General features: G+C 65.4%; 23 protein-coding genes. 7 read left to right on the forward strand and 16 right to left on the reverse strand.

The window, feature by feature from the left end; genetic code table 11:
* The first annotated feature begins 124 nt into the window (after positions 1–124).
* Positions 125–703 (forward strand): DUF308 domain-containing protein, encoded by a 579-nt coding sequence (locus FB547_RS24950; RefSeq protein ID WP_145746340.1) that lies wholly within the window; start codon positions 125–127, stop codon positions 701–703.
* Between the two features lie 50 nt (positions 704–753).
* On the opposite strand, the gene FB547_RS24955 is transcribed toward FB547_RS24950, so the two are convergent.
* Entirely contained in the window at positions 754–1,173 is a 420-nt protein-coding gene (locus FB547_RS24955; RefSeq protein ID WP_145746341.1) for a hypothetical protein, read from the reverse strand.
* A 428-nt stretch (positions 1,174–1,601) separates the two neighbouring features.
* Here FB547_RS24955 and FB547_RS24965 point away from each other — a divergent pair, with 428 nt between their 5' ends.
* Complete coding sequence (locus tag FB547_RS24965; RefSeq protein ID WP_145746343.1) at positions 1,602–2,432, forward strand: class I SAM-dependent methyltransferase; 831 nt, start codon at positions 1,602–1,604, stop codon at positions 2,430–2,432.
* Positions 2,433–2,569: 137 nt separating this feature from the next.
* On the opposite strand, the gene FB547_RS24970 is transcribed toward FB547_RS24965, so the two are convergent.
* Both FB547_RS24970 and FB547_RS24975 read right to left on the reverse strand, forming a co-directional pair.
* Positions 2,570–3,382, reverse strand: coding sequence for a class I SAM-dependent methyltransferase (locus FB547_RS24970; RefSeq protein WP_145746344.1), 813 nt, complete (start codon positions 3,380–3,382; stop codon positions 2,570–2,572).
* Between the two features lie 140 nt (positions 3,383–3,522).
* The gene (locus tag FB547_RS24975) at positions 3,523–4,608 is read right to left on the reverse strand and encodes an alpha/beta fold hydrolase (protein ID WP_145746345.1); all 1,086 of its coding nucleotides are present in this window, start codon (positions 4,606–4,608) and stop codon (positions 3,523–3,525) included.
* 79 nt (positions 4,609–4,687) lie between these two features.
* Here FB547_RS24975 and FB547_RS24980 point away from each other — a divergent pair, with 79 nt between their 5' ends.
* Complete coding sequence (locus FB547_RS24980; RefSeq protein WP_145746346.1) at positions 4,688–5,335, forward strand: glutathione S-transferase family protein; 648 nt, start codon at positions 4,688–4,690, stop codon at positions 5,333–5,335.
* 224 nt (positions 5,336–5,559) lie between these two features.
* On the forward strand, positions 5,560–6,090 hold the full coding sequence (locus FB547_RS24985; RefSeq protein WP_225613152.1) for a cytochrome c: 531 nt from the start codon (positions 5,560–5,562) through the stop codon (positions 6,088–6,090).
* A gap of 42 nt (positions 6,091–6,132) precedes the next feature.
* Here the strand turns inward: FB547_RS24985 and FB547_RS24990 are convergent, their stop codons facing one another.
* On the reverse strand, positions 6,133–7,023 hold the full coding sequence (locus FB547_RS24990) for an NmrA family NAD(P)-binding protein (protein WP_186454242.1): 891 nt from the start codon (positions 7,021–7,023) through the stop codon (positions 6,133–6,135).
* 110 nt (positions 7,024–7,133) lie between these two features.
* On the opposite strand from FB547_RS24990, the gene FB547_RS24995 reads away from it, so the two are divergent.
* Positions 7,134–8,039, forward strand: a complete 906-nt coding sequence (locus FB547_RS24995) for a LysR family transcriptional regulator (protein WP_186454243.1) — start codon at positions 7,134–7,136, stop codon at positions 8,037–8,039.
* 120 nt (positions 8,040–8,159) lie between these two features.
* On the opposite strand, the gene FB547_RS25000 is transcribed toward FB547_RS24995, so the two are convergent.
* From FB547_RS25000 to FB547_RS25035, 8 genes are all read right to left on the reverse strand, one after another.
* Complete coding sequence (locus FB547_RS25000) at positions 8,160–9,125, reverse strand: Bug family tripartite tricarboxylate transporter substrate binding protein (RefSeq protein ID WP_145746349.1); 966 nt, start codon at positions 9,123–9,125, stop codon at positions 8,160–8,162.
* Between the two features lies 1 nt (position 9,126).
* The gene (locus tag FB547_RS25005) at positions 9,127–10,032 is read right to left on the reverse strand and encodes a dihydrodipicolinate synthase family protein (RefSeq protein WP_145746350.1); all 906 of its coding nucleotides are present in this window, start codon (positions 10,030–10,032) and stop codon (positions 9,127–9,129) included.
* On the reverse strand, positions 10,025–11,005 hold the full coding sequence (locus tag FB547_RS25010; protein ID WP_145746351.1) for an aldose 1-epimerase: 981 nt from the start codon (positions 11,003–11,005) through the stop codon (positions 10,025–10,027). The genes FB547_RS25005 and FB547_RS25010 overlap by 8 nt, the downstream gene beginning before the upstream one ends.
* Before the next feature lie 4 nt (positions 11,006–11,009).
* Positions 11,010–12,212, reverse strand: a complete 1,203-nt coding sequence (locus FB547_RS25015) for a mandelate racemase/muconate lactonizing enzyme family protein (protein WP_145746352.1) — start codon at positions 12,210–12,212, stop codon at positions 11,010–11,012.
* Between the two features lie 11 nt (positions 12,213–12,223).
* The gene (locus FB547_RS25020; protein WP_145746353.1) at positions 12,224–13,066 is read right to left on the reverse strand and encodes an ABC transporter permease; all 843 of its coding nucleotides are present in this window, start codon (positions 13,064–13,066) and stop codon (positions 12,224–12,226) included.
* A gap of 2 nt (positions 13,067–13,068) precedes the next feature.
* The gene (locus FB547_RS25025) at positions 13,069–13,932 is read right to left on the reverse strand and encodes an ABC transporter permease (RefSeq protein WP_145746354.1); all 864 of its coding nucleotides are present in this window, start codon (positions 13,930–13,932) and stop codon (positions 13,069–13,071) included.
* Positions 13,929–15,029, reverse strand: a complete 1,101-nt coding sequence (locus FB547_RS25030) for an ABC transporter ATP-binding protein (RefSeq protein WP_145746355.1) — start codon at positions 15,027–15,029, stop codon at positions 13,929–13,931. The genes FB547_RS25025 and FB547_RS25030 overlap by 4 nt, the downstream gene beginning before the upstream one ends.
* Positions 15,030–15,116: 87 nt before the next feature.
* The gene (locus FB547_RS25035) at positions 15,117–16,307 is read right to left on the reverse strand and encodes an extracellular solute-binding protein (protein ID WP_145746356.1); all 1,191 of its coding nucleotides are present in this window, start codon (positions 16,305–16,307) and stop codon (positions 15,117–15,119) included.
* 202 nt (positions 16,308–16,509) lie between these two features.
* Between FB547_RS25035 and FB547_RS25040 the strand changes: the two genes are divergently transcribed.
* A complete protein-coding gene (locus tag FB547_RS25040) occupies positions 16,510–17,223 on the forward strand; it encodes a FadR/GntR family transcriptional regulator (protein WP_145746357.1) in 714 nt (237 codons plus the stop codon).
* Between the two features lie 288 nt (positions 17,224–17,511).
* Here FB547_RS25040 and FB547_RS25045 read toward each other — a convergent pair whose 3' ends face one another.
* Positions 17,512–18,258: an SDR family oxidoreductase gene (locus FB547_RS25045; protein WP_145746358.1), complete on the reverse strand. Its 747-nt coding sequence runs from the start codon at positions 18,256–18,258 to the stop codon at positions 17,512–17,514.
* A gap of 158 nt (positions 18,259–18,416) precedes the next feature.
* Positions 18,417–19,322, reverse strand: a complete 906-nt coding sequence (locus tag FB547_RS25050) for a helix-turn-helix domain-containing protein (protein ID WP_145746359.1) — start codon at positions 19,320–19,322, stop codon at positions 18,417–18,419.
* A gap of 151 nt (positions 19,323–19,473) precedes the next feature.
* On the opposite strand from FB547_RS25050, the gene FB547_RS25055 reads away from it, so the two are divergent.
* Positions 19,474–20,310, forward strand: a complete 837-nt coding sequence (locus FB547_RS25055) for an oxidoreductase (protein WP_145746360.1) — start codon at positions 19,474–19,476, stop codon at positions 20,308–20,310.
* 36 nt (positions 20,311–20,346) lie between these two features.
* Here FB547_RS25055 and FB547_RS25060 read toward each other — a convergent pair whose 3' ends face one another.
* Together FB547_RS25060 and FB547_RS25065 are read right to left on the reverse strand one after the other, a co-directional pair.
* The gene (locus FB547_RS25060) at positions 20,347–21,312 is read right to left on the reverse strand and encodes an AraC family transcriptional regulator (protein ID WP_145746361.1); all 966 of its coding nucleotides are present in this window, start codon (positions 21,310–21,312) and stop codon (positions 20,347–20,349) included.
* Positions 21,313–21,387: 75 nt separating this feature from the next.
* The gene (locus FB547_RS25065; protein WP_145746362.1) at positions 21,388–21,831 is read right to left on the reverse strand and encodes a DoxX family protein; all 444 of its coding nucleotides are present in this window, start codon (positions 21,829–21,831) and stop codon (positions 21,388–21,390) included.
* Positions 21,832–21,876 lie beyond the last annotated feature (45 nt).

Consider the following 21,876-nt stretch of genomic DNA (forward strand, 5'->3'; position numbering starts at 1 on the left):
CCTCGTCCGGCGCCTGTCGGTCATCCGACCGATACCGCAACCGGCGGCGCAGGACAAGAATCGTTGCATCCGCCTCGCTCGATGCGCGGAAAGCTCTCATCCCCACGACCTTCGCCCCACATCCATGTCCGACATCATCCAGCCTCATCTTCAGCGGGCCGCCTGGCTGCGCAAGCTCTACTTCATCCGTGCGGCCTTCTCCTTCGCATGGGTCGCGCTGGCCTTCGCCACGGCCGGCCAATCGGCCGTCGCGACGGCCGCCCTGCTGATCGTCTACCCTGCATGGGACGCGCTGGCGAACCTGCTGGACGCCAGGATGGCGGGCGGCACCAAAGCCAATCCGACTCAAGTGTTGAACGCCTGGATCAGCACGATCGTCGCAGCTGCGGTCACGGGCTCGCTCGTGCTCGGGCACCAGATCGTCCTGGTCATCTTCGGGATCTGGGCCATTGCTTCAGGTCTCCTGCAGCTGGCGACGGCCATTCGCCGCCGCAAGAGCGATCGTGGACAATGGGCCATGATGCTGAGCGGCGCGCAGTCTGCGCTTGCCGGCGGCTTCTTCATCGCACAGCAAGGCGCCGGTACACCGGTCGTCCGGACGCTCAGCGGCTATGCGACGGTTGGCGCCGTGTACTTCCTGATCTCCGGACTTGTGATCCTATTTCGCAAACCGGATGAGGGGCCCGTCAGCTCGCCCGGTTGATGGCCTTGTGGCTTGCCTGCACATACTTCAGGAGAATCCTCCACGCGCAGTCAAAGACCCAACCGCGTCAAGGCCCAGGCTACCGTGCCCAATTGCGCCACGTTGAGCATCATCCCGGCGACGTGGAGCCGGCGGAACCTGAAGATCGAAGTGTCGGCGACCGGGATCGTGTGCCGCAGCATGTCCATGCGCGGGATGATGATCCAGCGGCGCAGCGCAAACGCCAAGGCTGCGATGAATGCCATGCCGAGGGCAAAGGCGGGCTTGCCGGCCCACGCGTAGCTGAGTGCTGCCGCGCTCGCGGTCAGCACCACGGCAACGTAGTAGACGTTGAAAAGACCTCGGATGAAGCGCGAATCCAGCGGCGTGTCGTGCTTGAGCACCAGCAGTGGCAGCGAGCCCATCATGAAGAATCCCATCCAGACGAGCAGGACGACGGTCGCTATGAGCGCAATGACCATGGGGAGCATCTGAACCCTCCTCGGTCTCGAAGCATACGCCGGCGGCAGGCCGCGCGATGGCGCTCCCTGACGCTTTTCGCCAATCGCGCGGAGCAGTGCTGCCATTGCCGCGGGCTCCCGCGCCGCCTAGATTGCAGCCCACATGACCTCTTCTCCCGAACCCATGGCAGGCGCAGCTAAAGGCGCGCCGCTCGCCGGTGTGCGCGTGCTCGACCTGAAACATGCGCAAGGACGCAAACATCCGCCTGGCGCAGTGAGCGCGAGCCGTTGCAGCGCGGCGTCAAGTGGCGCAAGATGCCGCACGGCAGCCTCGACGCAGGCTTGAGATTCGCCGCTCCGTCGTGGCGCTCGTCGCCGTTCGCCGCCATGCGGCTGGTTCGGGACGGCGAGGTCCCTTTCATTCGCTGGACAACGCCAACAGGTACTGGAGGATTTCTATGCCGAATCGGATCAACGAAGCCATCCAGACGCATTACGGCCGCCCGGATGTGGGAAGCGTCATCCTGGCGGCCCTGGAAAAGGCGGGCAAAGACCTGGACCGCCTCACGCCGGAAGACCTGGCACCTGTCGACGAGTTTCATATCCGGGGCCGGGCAGCGACGCTTGAGCTTGCCCGGGCCGCGGGTCTCGATGCGAACAAGCGTGTGCTCGATGTCGGCAGCGGTGTTGGCGGGACTTCGCGCTGTCTTGCAAGGGAAATCGGTTGCCACGTCACTGGCATTGACCTCACGGACGAATACTGCCGTGCCGCTGCAATGCTCTCTGCCAGGGTCGGCCTCGCGGACCTGGTCGACTATCGCCAGGGTGATGCCACCAACCTGCCGTTCGACGACGGCGTGTTCGACGTCGTCTGGACGGAGCACGTGGCCATGAACATTCCAGACAAGCTCCGGCTGTACGAGGAGATGCACCGGGTTCTGAAGCCGGGCGGCACGCTCGCCATCTACGACGTGTTGGCCGGCCCTTCTGGACCGGTCCTGTTTCCCGTCCCATGGGCACGCACGCCGGATACGAGCTTCCTCGTGCAGCCGGACGAGTTGCGCAGGCTTCTCGAGAACGCGGGATTCACGATTTCTGACTGGATGGACACGACCGAGGCCGCGCGCACGTGGTTTGTGTCCCTGGTCGAGAAGATCCGCAAGGAAGGCTTTCCGCCCCTTGGATTCCATCTGCTTCTGGGGGCTGATTTTCAGGCGATGGCACAAAACCAAGGGCGAAATCTCCAGGAAGGGCGGATTGTTCTTGGACAAGTTGTCGCAAGAAAATAGGCGGCGCCCAACAATGGGTGCAGCCGCCCGGCATCCGACATACCGTCATGGCCTGGCCGGACCACTGCGAGCTGATCGAGATCGTGCGGCCTGCGGTGCACGAGACGGTCAACGGCGCGTGAACACGGCCGCTGCGGCTACGCCGGTGCCGTGCCCTTGACGGCCCAGGCCAGCGCCGCGTAGGAGCGAGTGCCATCGGCTTCGCCGTCGAGATAGGCCGCCTCGACGGCATCGCGCAGCCGTGAGCGCGCGGCCGCGTCGAGCGTGGCGACGTACTCCGCGCCGGGACCGTCCTTGCCCTCGAAGGGTGCCCAGTAATCCGCGAACGAGGCGAACTCCATCCGGATGGCGAGCGTCGTTTCTTCCACGCCCTTGAACCCGGCGTCGCGCCAGGCCCGCGCCAGTTCGCCGGGCCGCGTCAGGGGCCGCGTGTAGTTGCGGGCGCGGCGCGCCCCGGCCTCCGGGTCGAGCACGGCGGCAGTGTCGAAGAACATGCGGTTGGCGATCCAGCCGCCGCGCGCGTCCCACACCGCCGCGCCGATCACCGCGCCGGGCCTGGCGACGCGGCGCATCTCGGCAATGGCCTTGCCCGGCTCCGGCACGAAGTGCAGCACCAGCAGCGAGAGCACGCGGTCGAAGCTTTGCGCCGGGTACGGCAGCGCGCAGGCGTCGGCCACCTCGAAAACGATGCGCGCATCCTCGTTGTGGCGCCGGGCCTGTTCGATGTAGGGCTGCGCGATGTCCACGCCCCGCATTTCGCCGGCGCCGGTGCGCCGGGCCACGGCGAAAGTCAGGTGGCCGGTGCCGCAGCCGACATCGAGGATGCGGTCGCCGTCCGCGGTGCCGACGAAGTCGAGAAAAGGCAGCGCGAGGAGTCGGCTCCAGCGGCCCATCAGCCGTTCATAGCCATCGCCGTCGGCGGCGACGAAGGTCGAGGACGTGGTGCTCATGGCAATTCCTCCGCACGGCCGGGCGCATGGAAGAGTGCCGCGCAGGCAGATGCTATGCCTCGGCCGATGGCGGCGTCAACGCCGGCGCGCCTGCCGGTTTTCGGGCCGGCCGGAGTTCATGCTTCCTGGGAGCGCGTCGGCTACAACCCTTGTCGTGGCGCTTTTTGCAGCAACTCCGCAAGCTGTGCCTTCCACCACGCTGCCTGGCCTGTGGTTCCGTGCCCGGTGGTCCGGTCGCTGGCTGGAATCAGGTAGTAGCGGCCATTTTTCACGCGCTTCATTTCACGTTCCATGATGCCGGTCTCGGGCGGGTTGCGCTCGTCGTCAGCCGCGTTGATGGCGAGCACGGCAGCCTGAATGCGCTCCAGCCCGGGGGACGGGTTGTAGTCGGCGGACGCTTCCCATTGGTAGAGGATGTCGTTTGCATCCGCGGTGAAGGGCGCACCCAGTCGCGCCTCCAGCAGCTTGTCGGCCTGGGCGCGCGTCGGCGCGGCCTTGTACATCGCCAGGTTGCCGCCGTTGGTGGCGGTGGCGAAGAACACGGAGGCCAGCTGGGCGCTGCGGGGCTGGGTGGCGTAGTTGCCGTTGTTCCACTCCGGATCCCTGCGGATGGACTCGGTCAGCAGCCGGCGCATCATCCAGTTGCGGCTGGCCATCTCGGTGGGCTGGCACGCCATCGGCACCAGCGCGTCCATGGCGCCAGGGTGCTTCACGCCCCACATCCAGGCATGCATGCCCCCCATGGAGTTGCCGATGATTGCGCGCAGGTGCTTGACGCCGAGGTGTTCGGTGACGAGCCGGTACTGCGCGTCCACCATGTCGTCGTAGTTGTAGCGGGGAAAGTTGGCGCGCAGGCCATCGGAGGGGCGGGCCGACTTGCCTGTTCCCAGACCGTCGGGAATGATGATGTAGTAGCGGGTGGCATCCAGCGGCTGGCCCACGCCGAACAGCTCGCCGGCAAAAGCGGGCGTCAGCATGCTTGCCGCCGAGCCGGCCGTTCCATGCAGGATCAGCACCGGCTCGCCACCGGGCGCGCCAATGGTCACGTAGTTCAGGCGCAGTTCCGGCATGACCTGGCCGGTATGAAAGCGAAAGTCCTTGGCGATCCAGCTGCCCTCCTTGGGCGCCGGGTAATCGGCGGCCCGGCTCGTCAAGGCGAGCATCGCCAGGCAGGAGTACAAAGCGGCTCGCAGGGCGAACCGGTTGAAGCGTGGAACAGCGGGCATGCAGTCTCCTATGGTTTGAGCACAATTTACCGCGAATGCCACATCTGCCGCGCCATGAACTCTCTTCTGGACACTCACCATGACCATCACCATCACCGCCTTTGAACGCTCGCCCGACGGCGGCAAAGGCCTGGCGCGCGACACGCGCGTGCGCTGGGCATTGGAGGAAGCCGGCCTGCCCTACGAGGTGCGCCTGGTGTCCTTCCGCGCGATGAAGGAGGCCGCTCATCTGGCGCTGAATCCCTTCGGCCAGATCCCCACCTACGAGGAGGACGAGCTCGCGCTGTTCGAGACCGGCGCCATCGTGCTGCACATTGCCGAGCGCCGCCCGGGCCTGTTCCCGGCCGATGCCAACGCAAGGGCGCGCGCCATCGCGTGGATGTTTGCAGCGGTCAATACGATCGAGCCGCCCATCCTCGAACTCGTCACGGTCAAGCTGACGGAAGGCGACAAGCCCTGGAAGGCCGAGCGCATGCCTCTCGTGGAGGACCGAGTGCGCGCCCGACTGAACCAACTGGCCGCCCGCCTCGGCGAGGCCGACTGGCTGGACGGCGGCTTCAGCGCGGGCGACCTGCTGATGGTGTCGGTGCTGCTGCGGCTTCGGCCCTCCGGCCTGCTGGAGGAGTTTCCCAGCCTGGCTGCCTATGTCGCGCGCGGTGAAGCGCGGCCGGCCTACCAGCGGGCGTTTGCCGCTCAGCTGGCGATCAACGCCGCTCCCGCTCCATAGCAGACATTCCCGGAGATCGCGTGGATGAGCGCTTCGCATGGGGACAGCAGTTTTCGCCCCGCGGCCCACGCCACCGAACGTCTGTGTCTGTATTCGCCGTTGCGCTACCCATGACAAAGCGCCCAGGAAGAAATGGGACAAAGCGCCCATGCGCGGCTTGGCACGGATCGCTACCGTGGTGCCATGTCTACTTCGACATGAACGCCAAGCCCGGGAGCCAGCCAATGAAGAATCGCATGAACTCACATGCCGCTCTGACGGCTCACCTGCTTCGCCGCGTCGCGCGCACCAGCGCCGTGTTGACCGTCCTCCTGTCCTCCGCCCTGGCAGGGGCGCAAACAGGCAGCAGCCAGAAGGCGAACAAGGACGAGATTCAGCGCGGCCGCTACCTGGTGATGATCGCGGGCTGCAATGATTGCCACACGCCCGGCTACGCCGCGAAGAACGGTGAGGTCGATGAGAAGCTGTGGTTGACTGGCGACGCCCTGGGCTGGTCCGGCCCGTGGGGCACTACGTATGCGGTCAATCTGCGCTTGCTCATGGCTGACATGAGCAAGCAGCAGTGGGTGAAGCATGCGCGCACCATGACACCCCGCCCGCCCATGCCATGGTTCAACGTGCGCCCGATGACCGACGCGGACTTGAAGGCCATCTACGCCTACACCCGCTCGCTGGGTCGCGGCGGTGACCCGGCGCCCGCTTTTGTACCGCCGGGTACCAAGCCTGGCGGCCCGGTGGTGCAGTTCCCCGGCTGATCATCATGCAACGCGGTTCGCAGCGGCGGGCGAAGAATCCCCTCAGGCCTTCTCGAAAGCAGGCCTGAAAACCGTGGCCGCGAAATCCGCGAGCGTCGTCGGGGTGATCTCGGTCGGGCCTTTGTCGTACTCGCCATCGAGGCGTCCCGTGGAGAAGGCCGTGCTCATTTCTGCGAGCTGCGCGGCGGCGTCCGCAGAGAAGCCCTGCTGCATCAGCGCTGCCCTGCCCTCTTCCGGCTCGGACTGGACATACGCGAGATCCGGCTTGCCGATGGCCGCGCCGAGCAGCGCCGTGGCTTCTTTCATCGTGTAAAGGCCTGGCGCGCGCAGATGGAGCACGCGCTTGCCCTTGCCTGAAGGCGTACGCAGCTCGCGCGCCACGACTCGCGCGATGTCCCCGGTGGCCACCATCGGCAGCGGTGCATCGGGCGCAGTCATGTCCGCATACACACCGATGGTCCGGATCATCTCTATCGCGATCAGGAGGTTCTCGAAGAAGTAACCCGGCCGCAGGTGCAGCACGTCCACACCGGCGAGTTCATCCAGGCGCCGCTCCTGCCGATGCAGCCCCGCAATCGGGCCCGTCCCCGAGCCCAGGTGCGCGCCGACGCTGCTCAGATTCACAACGCGTGTCAGGCCAGCCGCAGCGATGGCGCGCGTGATTGCATGGCCCAGCCGATCCTGCTCGGCCGCCATGTCGTGCGCTGCGTAGTCGGTAGGGATCATCGTGTAGACGGCCGTCGCGCCGGCGAATGCCTGGGCCAGGAAGCCCGCATCGCCGATGTCGCCGGCCGCGATATCCGCACCCGCAGCCTTGACAGAAGCAAGCGATCCCGCATTGCGACCGACGACGCGTACCGGTGTCCCTTGTCCAAGCAGCAGTGCCGCGACCTTGGACGTGATGTTGCCGTTGGAGCCGAGGAGCACGTACATGGCAGTTCCCTTCATGGGTGATGTTGCGATGGGTGCCATGGTGCGCGTCGCGGTTGTTTTCAGAAAGCGCCTGCGAGAGAATTCATTGTCCAGTTCTGGAGAACAATTGCATGAAGGCTCCTGCCATCTCCTTTGCCCGCCTGGCGGCCTTCGTTGCAGTTGCCGAGGCTGGAAGCTTCACTGCGGCTGCCGAACGTCTGAACACGGCCAAGTCCGCAGTCAGCCAGGCGGTGGCGGTGCTCGAGCGGGAGTTGGGCACGCAGCTGCTGCGGCGATCCACGCGCAAGCTCGCGATCACCGAAGCTGGGGAAGCATTTCTCTCCGACTGCCGTCAGCTGCTGGCCGGCGCCGAGGCCGCAATGGAGCGGGCACGCACCGGGCACGCGCAACCTTCGGGGACCTTGCGGCTCACCAGCCCCCAGGGATCGGCCGGCATGGTGGCCCGCTGGATCGCGACTTACAGCGAACGCTATCCCGCCATGCGCGTGGACTATGTGCCCACGGACCGCAGGCTCGACCTGATCGCCGAGCACTTCGATCTCGCGATCCGCGTCGGACCGATGGCTGATTCCGGCCTTCGCGCGGTGGTGCTCGAGGAGCTCGGGCTCTGGACGGTCGCGGCGGCCAGCTACCTTGCCCGGCATGGCACGCCGCGCAAGCCCGCGGAGCTTGCGGGCCATGAGTGGATCGCGCTGTCGCTGCTGCCCGCGCCGTGGTCGATCGATTTCGAGCGCGGCGGCCGCAAGCTGCGTGTGAAGCTGCGCGGCTCGATATCAGCGGCGAGCACGGACGCCGTGCTGCAACTGGTGAGCCAAGGCGCAGGTATCTCCTTTTTCCCCAGTACGGCAGACCTGCGTGCTGAGGTGGAAGCCGGGCGCCTCGTTCGCCTCTTTCCCGGCTGGGCGTCGGGGCGCATGTTTCTCTACGCGGCGTATCCGGGCAACATCGCACCTCCCGCGAAGACGCGCGCGTTCATCGATCTTGCGAAGGAAGCGGTGCGGTCTGCGGGGCCCTAGGGTGCGGCAAGGCCGGGGACCGCGCATTGTTCACGACGTGTTCGTTTGCCAAGCCCATCTCGAGGCGACCTTCTTCGGATCGAGAACGTCAAGCTCCTGAGCGCCTGTGGCCGCTGGCCCTCACTCTGCCTTGATGCCTTGCACACGGATCAACTCCGCCCAGCGTGTGTATTCGCTGCGAATCAGGCGACCGAGCACGTCGGGCGCGCCGCCCGCCGGTGTAATGCCCATGGCGACCATCCTGTCGCGCACCGCCGGTTGATTCAGCGCGTTGTTGAACGCGGTGTTGAGTCGCCGGATCGCCGGCTCAGGCGTGCCCGCCGGGGCCGCGAAGGCGTACCACGGCTCGATGACGAAGCCGGCAAAACCCAGTTCTTCCATCGTCGGAACGTCCGGCAGATTGGCCGAGCGCGTCTTGCCCGTCACCGCCAGCGCACGCACCTTGCCCTGCTTGACGAAGGGCAGGATGGAAGGCTCGTTGTCGAAGAATACCGGGACCTGGCCGCCGATGAGGTCGGTGATGGCAGGCCCCGATCCCTTGTATGGCACATGCGTCATCTCGATGCCCGCCATCTTCTTGAGCAACTCGGCGGCGAGGTGGTTGGACGCGCCCACGCCCGAAGACGCGTAGGCCGTGGGCTGGCGCCTGGCCTGGTCGACCAGGTCCTTCACGCTGCGGATGTCCGCATCGTTGTTGACGACGAGCACATTGATCGATGCGCCCAGCAGGATCACCGGCGCCACGTCCTTGAACAGGTCGTAGCCGATGTTCTTGTACAGGCTCGCATTGATGGCGCAGCTGCCAATGCTGCACTGGACCAGCGTGTAGCCATCGGGGGGCGCCTTCAGCGCCGACGCCGTTCCCACGCTGCCGGCGGCGCCGGCACGGTTGTCGACGATGACGGGCCGCCCCAGCTCCGCCGACGCCGCATTGGCAAGCAGGCGCCCGACCACGTCCGCGCTGCCACCGGGCGGAACCGGGATGACCAGCTTCACCGGGTGGGCTGGATAAGTCTGTGCGGCAACAGGCCCGCCCGCAGCAGCGATGAGGCCGAACAGGACGGCGGTGAAGAAGCGGCGTTCCATGCTATTGCCAGCCGTCGACCAGCCGCTTGAGCTGCGCCAGGTCCGCTTCGGGCAGCGGCCAGGTGCTGGGCGGCCGGGCCGCGCCGCAGTCTCGCCCGGCGTATTGCAGCGCCGCTTTCACTACGCTCACGTTCGAGCCGTTGCGCTCATGCGTGCGCAATTCCTCGAAGGCCGCGATGCCGCCGATCAATTCCATCGCCAGCTGGTGATCCCCCTTCGCCAACGCGGCGTGAATGCGCACGGACAGGTCGGGCCGCACGTTGATCAGCCCCGAGGTGAAGCCGCGGGCGCCCACCGCATACATCGGCGGGGCCCAGGGCTCGGCCAGTCCGCACACCCAGGCCAGGCCGCGATCGGCCACCTGCGCCATAGCCTGCACCAGGCGCAAGGGCGTGGGCGACGCCCATTTCACACCGATGACCTGCGGGATTCGGCACAAGGCTTCGATCACCGGCAGGCCGATGGCGTCGTCGCGCAGATAAAGCACGACAGGCAGGCCGTCCGCCGCGTCGGCAACCCGGCGCACATACGTGACCACACCGCTGGGCGCGACGAAGGGGTCCGTCAGTTGATGCACCATCAGGGCAGCGGCACCTGCCTTGCGTGAGGCGCGCGCCAGGGCGCAGGCGTCGTGGACGCTGCGCCCCACGCCACCCAGCAAGGGCACGCGGCCACGGACTTGTTCCGCCGCGGCATGCACCATGCGCTCGGCCTCCGACATGGTCAGGCCGAAGAATTCGCTGGTGTTGCCATTGGCCACCAGCACATGGACGCCCGCCTCGATGGCGCGGTCGACGACGGGGCCCAGGCGATCGGGCGCGATGTGGTCCGCATCGTCGAAGGGCGTCACCAGGATGCCTGAGATGCCGTCCAGGGCGGTCCTGAGGGGCGTTATCGGTTCAGTCATGTCGTCGGTCTCTTGTAGTTGCGCGGGTGTTGTCATTGGCCTGCCTCGACAGGGAAGAGACGGACAGGCGCAGGCTGCATGTCATCGCCTCGCCGGGCGCGAGCACCCGCCAGCCAGTGTCGGCGCGCGCCGCGGCCAGGTTGGCGGCGTCCGCGACATGCGAGACCGGTTCCACGCAGAAGTACGCTCCCGGACCCGGCCGATGCAGCACCAGGTGCTGCAGCGCGGAGCTGGCCAGCAGTTCGATGGCGGGACCATCGGCCGCCGCCATCCGCGCTTGTCCGTTCCACCCGCCGTAGTAGCGGGTGCATTCGACATCGGGCAAGGCGCTCGCCGACGCGTAGTCGTCCGCCGGACCGCTCGGCACCGGCGTGCTCGCGAGGAATTCGGCATCCGCCGGCCAGACGGTGCGCGCATCGAACTGCAGGCTGTGCGCGAAGCGGGCCGGGAAATAGGGATGGAAACCGCAACCGCCTGGCATCGGCTCCCGGTCGTCGTTGGTGACCCGCAGGCTCAGCGTGATGCCCGCGGCGTCGAGCGCCACACCCTGCTCGGCCCGGAAAGCCCAGGGCCAGCCGTGATCCCCCGGCACATGGACATAGGTCATGGTGGCGCGGTCCGCTGCGTGCTGCTCGAGGTGCCATGGACGCTGCTGGCTGACGCCGTGCAGCGCGTGCCGTTCGCCCGGATGAAGCGGCAACTGCACCCTGCCCTGCGTGCCGGCGATGCGGCCATCGCGGATGCGGTTCGAGAACGGAACCAGGGGGTAGCAGCCGGCCTTGGGCCACTGGGTGGATTCGAAACCGCCGGCGCGGACGGCGTCGTCGAGCGGCACCAGCCAGTCGATTCGTTCGCCCGCGGTTGCGCGGGAGCTGAGGCTGGTGGTGCGTCCGCCGGCAGCCGGCGCCAGCGTCGCCGTCAGCGCTGCGCTGCGCAGCGTGGTGTCGGGCGTCACGTTCAGATGCATCGCCATCCGCTCACGACTTCGAACTGCGGATGGTGACGTCAGGCCGCTGCAGCAGCGCTGGCGACAGCGCCAAGCCCAGGCCCGCGCCGGGCGGAACCGTCGCATGGCCGGCGCGGACATCGGGCAATTGCGTCACGAGCTCGCGATACCAGCCCCCCAGGTAAGCGCGCACCACTTCCTGCAGCACCACGTTGGTCGTGCTCATCGCCAGGTGGAGCGATGCCGCGAGCACGACCGGTCCGGTGCAGTCATGCGGCGCCACCGGCTTGTGAAAGGCCTTCGCAAGGGCCGCGATCTTTCTGGCTTCGGAGAGACCCCCGACCCAGCCCAGGTCCAGCATCACATAGTCCACCGCATTGTTCTTGAGCAGATGGATGAATGGCTGGACGGTGCCCAGCGTCTCGCTGCCGCAGACCGGAATGCGGGTGCGCGAACGGAATTCGGCGATCGTGTCCAGGTTGGACATCTGGATCGGGTCCTCGATCCAGTAGGGCTTGAACTCCTCGAGCGCCTGCGCGATCCGCACGGCCATCGGCAGGTTCCACATCGAATGGAGCTCCACCATGATGTCCATCTCATGGCCGACAGCGCGCCGGATTTCGCGGAATGGCTCGAGCGCGGTGTCCAGGTCGCGGGCCGAGATCGACTGCCCGCCGCTGGCCTGGGCGAAGGGATCAAAGGGCCAGATCTTCATCGCCTTGTAGCCTTCGGACAGCAGGCTTTCGGCCAACGCCGCCGGTCGCTTGACGAATGCAACCTGGTCCTCGTAAGGCCCTTCCGGCGCGACGTCCGCGCTGGCCTGCGTCACCGAGCGACGCTGTGGGGCCTTGTTGTAGGTGTAGCCCGCACAGGTGTTGTAGACCGGGACGCGTTCGCGCACGGCGCCGCCGAGCAACTGGTAGAGCGGCTGTTGCGTGACCTGGCCGAACAGATCCCATAGCGCGATGTCGACCGCCGAAGCGGCGCGCGTTTCGGCACCGCTGCTGGCAAAGCCGACATAGCCGTACAGCAGGTACTGGCTGTGGGCTTCGATGGCGAGCGGATCCTTTCCCATCAGGTAGGGCGCGACCAGTTCATGGATCTGCGCCTGCACGGCCTGAGCGCCACGAAAGGTTTCCCCCAGGCCCACCAGGCCGGTGTCGGTGTGGATCTGCACCCACAGGATGTTGGGATAGGCGGCCGCGTGGACCGTATCGACCTGCGTGATCTTCATGGGGGTCGGCCTCAAGCCGTCTTTGGATGTTCCTTGACGCGGCTGACCAGCTGCGTCGGGTTGACGAATTGCAGCGCGATCAGCAGCCAGGCCAGCGTGACCGCCATGTAGACCATCGCCATTGCATCGACCGACTGCGGCGCACGAACGCCCGCCGCGAAAACCGCGTAGTACAGGGCCACCACCAGCGTCTGCGAATCCGGGCCGGCCGTCAGGAAGGTCAGCTCGAACATGCCGATGGTGCGCACCAGCACCAGCAGGGAAGCCGCCAGGATGCCTGGCGCCAGCAGCGGGAGCAGCACGTGCCAGAACAGCTTGAAGGTGTTGGCGCCGAACACGCGGGCGGCGGATTCGAGGTTGGCATCGATCTGCTCGATGAACGGCGTCATCACCAGGATCATGAACGGCACCGCCGGAATCATGTTCGCGAGGATCACGCCGAAGATGGTGCCCGCGATGTGCGCCTGGTACATCACGGTCGCCAGCGGAATGCCGTAGGTGATTGGCGGGATCATCAGCGGCAGCAGGAACAGGCCCATCAGCAGGTTCTTGCCGCGGAAGTTGCGCCGCGCCAGCGCGTAGGCCGCCGGCACGCCGATCAGGATCGACAGGAACACGACGGCGGCGACCACCTCGATCGTGACCCACAGCACGCTGTCGAGCTGGAACTCCTTCCAGGCGGTCTGGTACCAGTTGAACGTGTAGCCGTCGGGCAGCCAGGTGCCGAGCCAGCGGCGGGCCACTGAGCTGGTGCCGACCGCGGCCACCATGAGTGCGACATTGACGATGAAGAAGCCCATCACCAGTGCAACCAGCGACTTCCAGAGTTTCATCAGCAGGCGATGCGTATCCATGGTCAACCTTTGCCGCCGGAGACGGGGCCCCGATAGAACATCCCGCGCGCCCCCAGGACCGCGGCAACGACGAACAGCTGCACCACGCCCATCAGCATCGCGACGGCCGAAGCCATGGAATAGTCGTAGCGCTCGAAGGCGGCCTCATACGCCGCGATCGAGATCACCCGGGTGGCACCGGCCGGCGATCCGAGCAGGACCGCCGACGGAAACACCGAGAAGGCCTGCACGAACGACAGCGCGAAGGCCATTGCCAGTCCCGGGACCAGCAGCGGCAGATAGATGTGCCGGAACTGGTTCCACGGCGTTGCACCCAGGGTCGAGGCAGCGCGCGGCAGGTTGGGGTCGATGCCGGTGATGTACGACAGCGTGAGCAGGAACGCGAACGGGAAACCCGAAATGACGAGCGAAATCAGGACGCCCCAGTAGTTGTGCGTCAGCCGGATCGGGCCTTCGTAGATGTGCAGCCACTGGAGCGACTGCGACAGCCAGCCTTTGGGGCCGAAGTAGCCGAGCATGCCTTCGGCGATCAGGACGGTGCCCAGCGTCAACGGAATGACCAGCAACGTGGTGATCAATTTCTGGAAGCGGCCGCTACGGCGCATCTGGTAGGCGATCGGCAGCGCCACGCCGACGTTGATCACGGTGGCGGGAATGGCCAGCTTGAGCGTGGTCCACACCGTGTCGCGTAGGTTGTCTGTGGTGAAGAACTGCGTGTAGTTCGCCAGCCAGTTGCCTTCCATCGGACGGAACGACAGCTGCAAGCCGTAGAGGAACGGATAGACGAACAGCACCACCATGAACAGCGTCGCCGGCACCAGCAGCAGCAGGGACCGGTCGAACGAAGACGGGCTGGCGCTGGTCATGGCACCATGCCCGCGGCTGCATCGACGGGATAGGCCAGCGCCTTGTCCGGCGCAATGGCCAGCGTGACCGGGTCGCCGACTCGCAGGCGCGCCGTCGTGCGCACGATCAGCTTGAGCCCGCCGGCCACCTCGACGTCGACGATGTTGTCGTGGCCGCAGTATTCGACATTGAGCACCCGGGCGGCGAAGCTGTTGTCCACCGGTGAAGAGACGACGTCGAATTCCTCGGGCCGGATCGCGAGCATCGCCTTGCCGCTGGCGAGTGGCTGCATCGCCCGCGCGGTGAGCGCCAGGCCGCTGCCGGCGAGTTGCACCGACGCGCCGCCCTCCGAGCGCACGTTCAGCTCCACCAGGTTGCGATAGCCCATGAAACGGGCCACGTCCAGGTTGGCCGGCTCCGCGTAGATGCGCTGTGGTTCGGCAATCTGCTGTGCCACGCCGTCCTTCATGACGACGACGCGATCGGCCAGCGACAGCGCCTCGTCCTGGTCGTGGGTGACGTAGATCGTCGATCGTCCCAGTTCGCGGTGAATGCGCCGGATCTCGGCGCGCATCTCCAGCCGCAACTTGGCGTCGAGGTTCGACAAGGGCTCGTCCATCAACACCAGGGGCGGCTCGATAACGATCGCCCGGGCGATCGCGACCCGCTGCTGCTGTCCGCCGGACAACTGGCCGGGCAGCTTGTGCGCCTGCGAGTTCAGCTGCACCAAGTCCAGCGCCCGCTTCACGCGCTGCGCCGACTCGGCGGCCGGCACGCCGCGCATCGCCAGCCCGAACGCGACATTGCGCGCCACGCTCATGTGCGGAAAGAGCGCATAGTTCTGGAAGACCATGCCGAAGCCCCGTTTTTCAGGCGGCAGTACGTCGATGCGGGTGTCGTCGAGCCAGATGCCTCCATCCGTCAAGGGCAGCAGCCCGGCCAGGCAATTGAGGGCCGTTGACTTGCCGCAGCCCGAGGGTCCAAGCAGCGCGATGAACTCGCCGCGCTTGACCGTCATGGTCAGGGCATTGAGCGCGGTGAAGCTCTGCACGCCCTTGCCCCCGGCAAAGCGGCGCGTGACGCCATCGAGGCGCAACTCGGAAAAGTCTGAAGTCATGGAGACACGATCCTGGAAAAGATGCAGCCTGCGAGCGCCCGCATGGGCGCTTGCAGCATCGGTCGGGCGCGCAGTGCGCGCCGCGAATCACTTGGTCTTGCGGGTACCGATGTCCTGGTCCCAGCGGCGGAATGCATCGACCATCGCCTTGGTCTCGAGCGGCACGGCATGAGGGAACTGGGCCAGCCACTTGTCGTAGTCAGGCCGTCCGAACTCCTTGATCACGTCCTGGCTGTCCTTGGGTGCCAGCGACAGCGGGACGTCCTTGACCGCCGGGCCCGGATAGAAGTAGCCCTTGTCATAGGTCATCGCCTGCTGCTGCGGCTTGAGCAGGAACGCCATCAGGTCGAGAACCACCGCTTGCTTCTCCGGCGGGACGCCCTTGGGAATCACGATGTAGTGCGCGTCGTTGACCCACGTCATGCCCTTGAACGGCAGCACCTGAAAGTTCTTCGGCACAATGCCCAGCGCCCTGGGGTTGATGTCCCAACCCGTCACCGTCAGCGTCATGTCGCGCGAGCCTTCGCCCAGTTCCTTCATCACGGCTGCGGTCCCCGTCGGGTAGTACTCGATACAGGTATCGAGTTCCTTCAGGTAGGCCCAGGTCTTGTCCCAGCCGTTGATCGGGTCGGCAGGATTCTTGTCGCCCAGCAGATAGGGCAGCCCCATCAGGAAGGTGCGCCCCGGACCGGAGTTGGCGGGCCGTGCATAGATCAGCTTGTTGGGATTGGCCTTGCACCAGGCCAGCAGGTCCTGCGGCGTCGTCGGCGGCGTCTTGACCTTGTCGGGGTTGAACTCGACCAGGGGGCCGGCAGGCATGAAGACGATGGCCAGGCCATGGTCCTTCGCGAGCGCGTGCATCTTGTAGGCGTTGGGAAGGTAGTTCTCCTGCAGCTTGGGGAACTTGGCCGCGTAGTCGGGAAACAACTTGACCCACAGGTTCATCTCGAGGCCGGCGGCGAGCGCATCGGTGCCGACAATGATCATGTCGATGTCGCTGCGGCCCGCGTTCTGCATCGCCTTGATCTTGGCCGGGATCTCGGGGGCAGGCGCCTTGGTGAAAGTGAACTTGGAGACCAGCTTGGGGTTCTGCGCCTGGTAGGCCTCGAACGCCCCCTGCGTCAGCGCCAGGTTGCCGGCGGCGTCGATCACGTTGATCACCACCGGCGACTTTGGCAGCTCCTGTGCCTGGACCAGGCCGATGCCGGCACAGCTCGCCGCCCCGAGAACGGCCGCAATGATGGCGTGGCGATGCCGCGAGAAGGAAACTTGGCACATTCGGAATCTCCTGATGGATGGGCTTGGCAGGCGGGATCTTGTAAGACAACTTTCGAGTTGTCATCCGGGTTTTTGCTGAGCCCGCGGACATGCGCCTACCTCTGGGTGGAGCAACGATGCTGTGGGAGAGCTACTCGCTGCGTTCGTCAAGCTCCGAAGGTTTGCTATAGTTGTCTGACAAAGATTTTCGAGTATCGGTTCGATGGCGGAACACTTGCTAGACGTCAATGGCGGCACACTGCCCGACCAGATCTACGCCCGGATGGTCGAAGCCATCCTGCGCGGGGACTACGTCGACTCGAAGAAGCTGCCGACGGAAAGCGAACTGGCCTCGCAATTCGGGGTCTCGCGGCCGACCGTCCGGGAGGCACTGTCGAGGCTGCGATCGGACGGGATCATCGAGTCCCGCCGCGGCTCCGGCAGCCAGGTCGTGCGCGCCCCCGGCACACCGGCATCGAGCATGCCCCCCATCAGGAACTATTCGGACATCGAGCGGTATTACGCCTACCGCACAGTTGTTGAATCGGGGGCGGCGGCGGCTGCTGCGGAGTTCCGCACTGCCGACGACCTGGCGACGATCCGAGCCTGCCTGGAAGCGCAGACCCTGGCCATGGAGGGTGGAAACAAGGGCATCGAAGACGACGTCCGTTTCCACAGGGCGATCGCAAAGGCCTCGCACAACCAGTTCTTCGTGGCCGCCGTCGAAACGAGTGTCGCGCCCATCAGGCAATTCATGGAACTGGCGCGCAGCGTGCGATCGAAGATGACCGCCGAGCGCGCCCGGCTGGTCCAGATGGAGCACCAGCAGATCCTCGACTCCATCGAGAAGCGATCCCCGACCGATGCCGCCGAGGCAACGCGGCTCCATATCCTCAACGCCAAGCGACGAATCTTCGACGCAGCGAAATTGCGGTAGAGCGCGGCGGCCTGGCCGCCCACAAGGTTTACGCCATCCCTACCCGCGCGGCAGGCATGAGCGATCGCCGACATCCCTCGGCCTTGCGCGAATGGGTACTATCGGGCCACGACCAGACATTCACCACATGTTCCCAGTTGCCCTTGCAATGGGTGGTGCGACGGCGATTACGGGCTCCGCCCCGTCGCAAGTCGCCGCGTCAGCGGACGACGGCAGCAACGCGACGCTGAGAACGGGGACCTACTGACCGGAGGCCGGCGAAATCATTGATTCCGCCGACTCGCGCCATCACCAGGGCTGGTCGGTCGGCAGCACGAACAGCTCGGCCACATTGACGTGGGCCGGCGCTTGCAGCGCGAACATCACGGTGTCGGCGATGTTGTCGCAGCTCAGGAATGACATCTGGTCGCGCAGCCCCTCCATCTGATCGCGGTAGCCCTCGTCGGAGATGTGATTGAACAGCTCCGTGTCGACCGCGCCTGGCTGGATGCTGGTGACCCGGATGTTGTGCTTCTTGCCGACTTCCAGGCGCAGGCCTTCGGTGAATGCGGAGACAGCGTGCTTGGTCGCGCAATAGACGGCAAGGCCGGCAAATACCTTGCGGCCGGCAATCGACGACGTATTGACGATGTGGCCGGATCCCCGCTCGATCAGATGAGGTAGCGCTGCAGCCGTGCTGTTCATCAGGCCCTTCACGTTGACGTCCACCATGCGATGCCATTCGCCGACCTTCAAGGCTTCGACGTCCGAGATCGGCATGAGGCCGGCATTGTTGAAAACGATGTCCAGTCCGCCGTAGGCTTGCACCAGCTTTGCCACGCCCGCTTCCACGGATGCACGGTCGACGACATCCATCTCGATGGCGATGGCTTCGCCCCCGGTCGTCCTGATCTGGTCGGCCAGCTTGTCGAGGCGGACGACGCGGCGAGCGGCGAGTCCGACCTTCGCTCCCGCTGCCGCCAGCTTGAGCGCCGCAGCGGCGCCGATGCCGCTCGATGCACCAGTGACCAAAGCGATTTTTCCATTGAGTTCCATGACAGCTCCTTACGGTAGTTAAGTTGAAGGCGCGGCGGCTGCAGACTCGGGTTTGTCTGTGCAGCTGCCACGGTTGTCATGGTGCCGAGCGGGGTCCGAGCGGTCGCTCGTCGATTTGCTGCCGATATCGAAGATTTGCTGCGAAGGCCAGGTGCCGGTCAGCGCCCATGCCGGTAGTCGCTTGGGAGCACGCCTACCTCCTTGCGAAACACCTGCGCAAAGTGGCTGGGGCTCCCGTACCCAACCTCCAGCCCGATCTCCACAATGGGCGTCTGTGTCTCCCTCAGAAGACGCCGTGCACGCTCCATGCGCAGCCGTGTCAGGTATTGAGAGGGGGAGAAGCCGGTGCTCTTCTTGAAAGATCGCGAAAAATGGGACTCGCTGAGCTGCACCGCCTTTGCAAGGTGCTTGAGATCGAGTTCCTGATCGATGCGCTCCTGCATCGCTGCGAGCACCCGGTGGATCTTGAAAGCCGGCAGTCCCCCGTGCGGGGTTGCCGGATGCCGCGTGTCGCTTGCGTAGGTTCTCACCAGATGAACGGCAAGGCTGCTCGCGAGGCCTTGCACAAGCATCGTGCTCGGCGTACGGCGCTCCAGCAGCTCGCAGCAAAGGACGCCCAGCTGGTTGGCGATGACCTCGTCCGCGGCGCCGGAGACCTCTCTGAGCGGGACGAGTGGGCTCTCCGGTCCATGGACATCGGTGGCCGCCCTTTTCATCAACGGAAGCCCCAGATAGACGTGCATCACCCGAAACGGCTCGCTTGTCAGCGTGCGCCACCGCAGCTCGCATGGGCGCGGCGATGTCTGCAGAAAGAACTCTCCTGCGCGCACCTTGTTGGCCATCCATTCGCCTTCAAGCTGCCGCTCCTCCACCAGCGCCGAACCGGAGACGATCCATACGATGAGCGGCTCCGGAACAGCCGGAATGAGCAAGCTTTCCTGGACCGGCCGCCTCGTGAAAATCTGGACCAGAAGGTCTCGCCAGGGCTTGCCCTTGCTTGTCGCAACGAGGTCCCCGGGCACACGCTCGTCGAGCGCTTCGGCGGTACTGAGTTGAAGGTCCATGGTTCAGCGTATCAATACCCCAAGATTCTCCAGTCTGTCGGTTTGTGCAAGCCCTCGCCAGAAACAGGCATGTGACGCGGGGCCCTGGTTCCTACGATCACTCCATGTTCAACCGGCGTGTGAATCACGCAGCAACTTGGAGAGTAATCAAATGAGCAAGGTCTGGTTCATCACGGGTGCTGGCCGCGGAATTGGTGCACAAATCGCCACGGCGGTACTGGCAGCTGGCGACAAGGTCGTGGCAACTGGCCGGAACCCCGCGCAGCTTGAAGAGCTGTACGGCGAATTCGGCAGCCGCGCCATGTGCCTTCCACTGGATGCCACGCGCGAACAAGATGCCATTGCAGCCACCCAGGCGGCCGTTTCCCGCTTCGGCAGCATTGACGTGCTCGTGAACAACGCGGGCTACGGCCAGCTTGGTTTGTTCGAAGAAGTCTCCGGCGAGGACGTCGAGCGCCAGTTTCACACGAACGTCTTCGGCATGATGCACGTGACCCGTGCCGTGTTGCCGGCAATGCGCAAGCAGCGCCGGGGCCACATCCTGAACCTGGCGTCGGTGGGAGGCTTCATGGGCTTCGACGGGGCTTCCATCTACTGTGCCGCCAAGTTTGCCGTGGAAGGCTTTTCCGAATCTCTCGCTCTCGAAGTTGCACCCTTCGGAATCAAGGTCACCATCGTCGAGCCGGGATTCTTCCGTACCGACTTCCTGGACAAGAAGTCGGTCCAGTACGGCTCTCGCAGGATTGCCGACTATGCGGAGTTCTCGAGCAACTCGCGTTCCGCCTACGAAAGCTACAACCACAAGCAGCCCGGTGATCCGGCAAAGCTGGGCCGCGCCATCGTGGAACTGGCCGAAATGCCGCAGCCTCCGCTTCACTTTCTAGCGGGCACCGACGCCGTCGACTTTGCGGCGGAGACTTTCGAACGCCGGCGTGCCGAGATCGAGACCTACGCCGGGCTGTCGGTCACGACGGACGGGGACTTCTGATGCCATGGGTGCCGGCGGGCGGCACCCTACCCCATGCTAGCCGGCCATCATCTCGAAGCGGGAGACATCCTTGGATGGAGGCACGCCGAACAGCCGGCTGTATTCGCGGCTGAACTGGGAGGCGCTCTCGTAGCCCACCGAATAGCCCGCCTTCGAGACCTCCATACCCTCGCTCAGCAGCAAGCGCCGGGCCTCCTGCAGGCGAAGTTGCTTCTGGTATTGCAGTGGGCTCATGGCGGTAACGGCCCGGAAGTGATGGTGCAAGGAAGACGTGCTCATGCAGCATTCGCGCGCCAGCTCGTCCAGCTTCAGGGGCTCTGCAAAGTTCGACTTGAGCCGGGAGACCGCTCGCATCACGCGGTTTGCATGGCTGTCGGCCCTTGCCACCTGGGCAAGCCGCTCCCCTTGCTCGCTGCGCAAAAGCCTGTAGACAAGCTCGCGGGTAGCCAGCGGTGCGAGGGCCGCGGCATCTTCAGGCGAGTCCAGCAAATGCATGAGCCTGATTGCGGCGTCCAGCATGCCGTTCGAAACGCTGCTCAGGAACAGGCCGCGTTGCGTGGCCGCGCGCCGTGCCGGGGGAGGCCCTGCCTGGAGAACCAGCTCGGAGATCTCCGCAGGGTCCAGATCCAACCTGAAGCACAAGTACGGCTCGCTGGATTTCGCATGAGTGACCTGCGCGCTGATGGGCAGGTCGGTGGAAAAGACCAGGAACCGCGAGGCGTCGTAGTCATAAACCTCATCCCTCAGCATGACCCGCTTCGCGCCTTGCGCAATGATGCAGACGGCCGGTTGATGAAGGGCGTGGACCAGTTCGTCGCTGGGTGCCGAAAGCTTGATGGCCGAGACGCGCGGAATCGATGTCGGGCAAATGCCCTCCCTTGGGGCATGCCGCGCGACGAGCGAAGCCAACTCCCGAACCCGTGCGGCGTCGGGCGGCGAAAAATGGGGCACGGCCGAAGAACCGGGGACTGCGGCTGTGGAATTCAGGTTCAAGGAATCCATGCGGGGCATTGCATCGGTCGATTGAAGACCCGAAATCCTAACAACCAGAGAGGCCCCCAGCCGCATGCCGACGCTTCATCGAACAGCGCCCAGCGCGACCGGGAGCTCGGCGTGACGCTCATCCAGACTGAAGCTGCCGGCGCCGAAGGCAACCACCTGCAGCAGGCCGCCGGCCATTGCCAGGTTCTTCAGGAAATGGAACAACTGGTTCTGGTCGCCCAGCGCGTTGTGGAAGATCACCGCGGAAACCACCGAGAACAGCGCCAGCGCGGCAGCCACCCAGCGGGTGCGGTACCCCGCCACGAGCAGCAGGGCGCCACCGAGCTCCATGGCAAGAGCGCCGGCGTACGCCAGCTCCGGCAGCGGAATGCCCACCGATGCGATATAGCCGATGGTGCCGCCCGGGGCCATGAGCTTGCCCACGCCGCTGATCAGGAAGATGGCAGCCATGAGCAGTCGCCCGATAAATGGCGCCGCGGAGGTCGACGAGAGGATGGAAGAGGTGTTTGCGGATTGCATGACGAGGTACTCCTAAAAGTTTGAGACAGGGTGGAAAGAACGGTG

This window comes from Variovorax beijingensis (assembly GCF_007828835.1).
GTDB classification, from domain to species: Bacteria; Pseudomonadota; Gammaproteobacteria; order Burkholderiales; family Burkholderiaceae_C; genus Variovorax; species Variovorax beijingensis_A.

Coding starts and splice junctions, on each gene's coding strand:
- FB547_RS24980 (WP_145746346.1), top strand. CDS start 4,688: ATGACCATCACCATCACCGCCTTTGAACGCTCGCCCGACGGCGGCAAA.
- FB547_RS25010 (WP_145746351.1), bottom strand. CDS start 11,005: ATGGCGATGCATCTGAACGTGACGCCCGACACCACGCTGCGCAGCGCA.
- FB547_RS24970 (WP_145746344.1), bottom strand. CDS start 3,382: ATGAGCACCACGTCCTCGACCTTCGTCGCCGCCGACGGCGATGGCTAT.
- FB547_RS24955 (WP_145746341.1), bottom strand. CDS start 1,173: ATGCTCCCCATGGTCATTGCGCTCATAGCGACCGTCGTCCTGCTCGTC.
- FB547_RS25050 (WP_145746359.1), bottom strand. CDS start 19,322: ATGGACCTTCAACTCAGTACCGCCGAAGCGCTCGACGAGCGTGTGCCC.
- FB547_RS25035 (WP_145746356.1), bottom strand. CDS start 16,307: ATGTGCCAAGTTTCCTTCTCGCGGCATCGCCACGCCATCATTGCGGCC.
- FB547_RS25000 (WP_145746349.1), bottom strand. CDS start 9,125: ATGGAACGCCGCTTCTTCACCGCCGTCCTGTTCGGCCTCATCGCTGCT.
- FB547_RS25025 (WP_145746354.1), bottom strand. CDS start 13,932: ATGACCAGCGCCAGCCCGTCTTCGTTCGACCGGTCCCTGCTGCTGCTG.
- FB547_RS25005 (WP_145746350.1), bottom strand. CDS start 10,032: ATGACTGAACCGATAACGCCCCTCAGGACCGCCCTGGACGGCATCTCA.
- FB547_RS25040 (WP_145746357.1), top strand. CDS start 16,510: ATGGCGGAACACTTGCTAGACGTCAATGGCGGCACACTGCCCGACCAG.
- FB547_RS25015 (WP_145746352.1), bottom strand. CDS start 12,212: ATGAAGATCACGCAGGTCGATACGGTCCACGCGGCCGCCTATCCCAAC.
- FB547_RS25030 (WP_145746355.1), bottom strand. CDS start 15,029: ATGACTTCAGACTTTTCCGAGTTGCGCCTCGATGGCGTCACGCGCCGC.
- FB547_RS25065 (WP_145746362.1), bottom strand. CDS start 21,831: ATGCAATCCGCAAACACCTCTTCCATCCTCTCGTCGACCTCCGCGGCG.
- FB547_RS24950 (WP_145746340.1), top strand. CDS start 125: ATGTCCGACATCATCCAGCCTCATCTTCAGCGGGCCGCCTGGCTGCGC.
- FB547_RS24985 (WP_225613152.1), top strand. CDS start 5,560: ATGAAGAATCGCATGAACTCACATGCCGCTCTGACGGCTCACCTGCTT.
- FB547_RS25055 (WP_145746360.1), top strand. CDS start 19,474: ATGAGCAAGGTCTGGTTCATCACGGGTGCTGGCCGCGGAATTGGTGCA.
- FB547_RS24975 (WP_145746345.1), bottom strand. CDS start 4,608: ATGCCCGCTGTTCCACGCTTCAACCGGTTCGCCCTGCGAGCCGCTTTG.
- FB547_RS24990 (WP_186454242.1), bottom strand. CDS start 7,023: ATGTACGTGCTCCTCGGCTCCAACGGCAACATCACGTCCAAGGTCGCG.
- FB547_RS25060 (WP_145746361.1), bottom strand. CDS start 21,312: ATGGATTCCTTGAACCTGAATTCCACAGCCGCAGTCCCCGGTTCTTCG.
- FB547_RS25045 (WP_145746358.1), bottom strand. CDS start 18,258: ATGGAACTCAATGGAAAAATCGCTTTGGTCACTGGTGCATCGAGCGGC.
- FB547_RS25020 (WP_145746353.1), bottom strand. CDS start 13,066: ATGGATACGCATCGCCTGCTGATGAAACTCTGGAAGTCGCTGGTTGCA.
- FB547_RS24965 (WP_145746343.1), top strand. CDS start 1,602: ATGCCGAATCGGATCAACGAAGCCATCCAGACGCATTACGGCCGCCCG.
- FB547_RS24995 (WP_186454243.1), top strand. CDS start 7,134: ATGAAGGCTCCTGCCATCTCCTTTGCCCGCCTGGCGGCCTTCGTTGCA.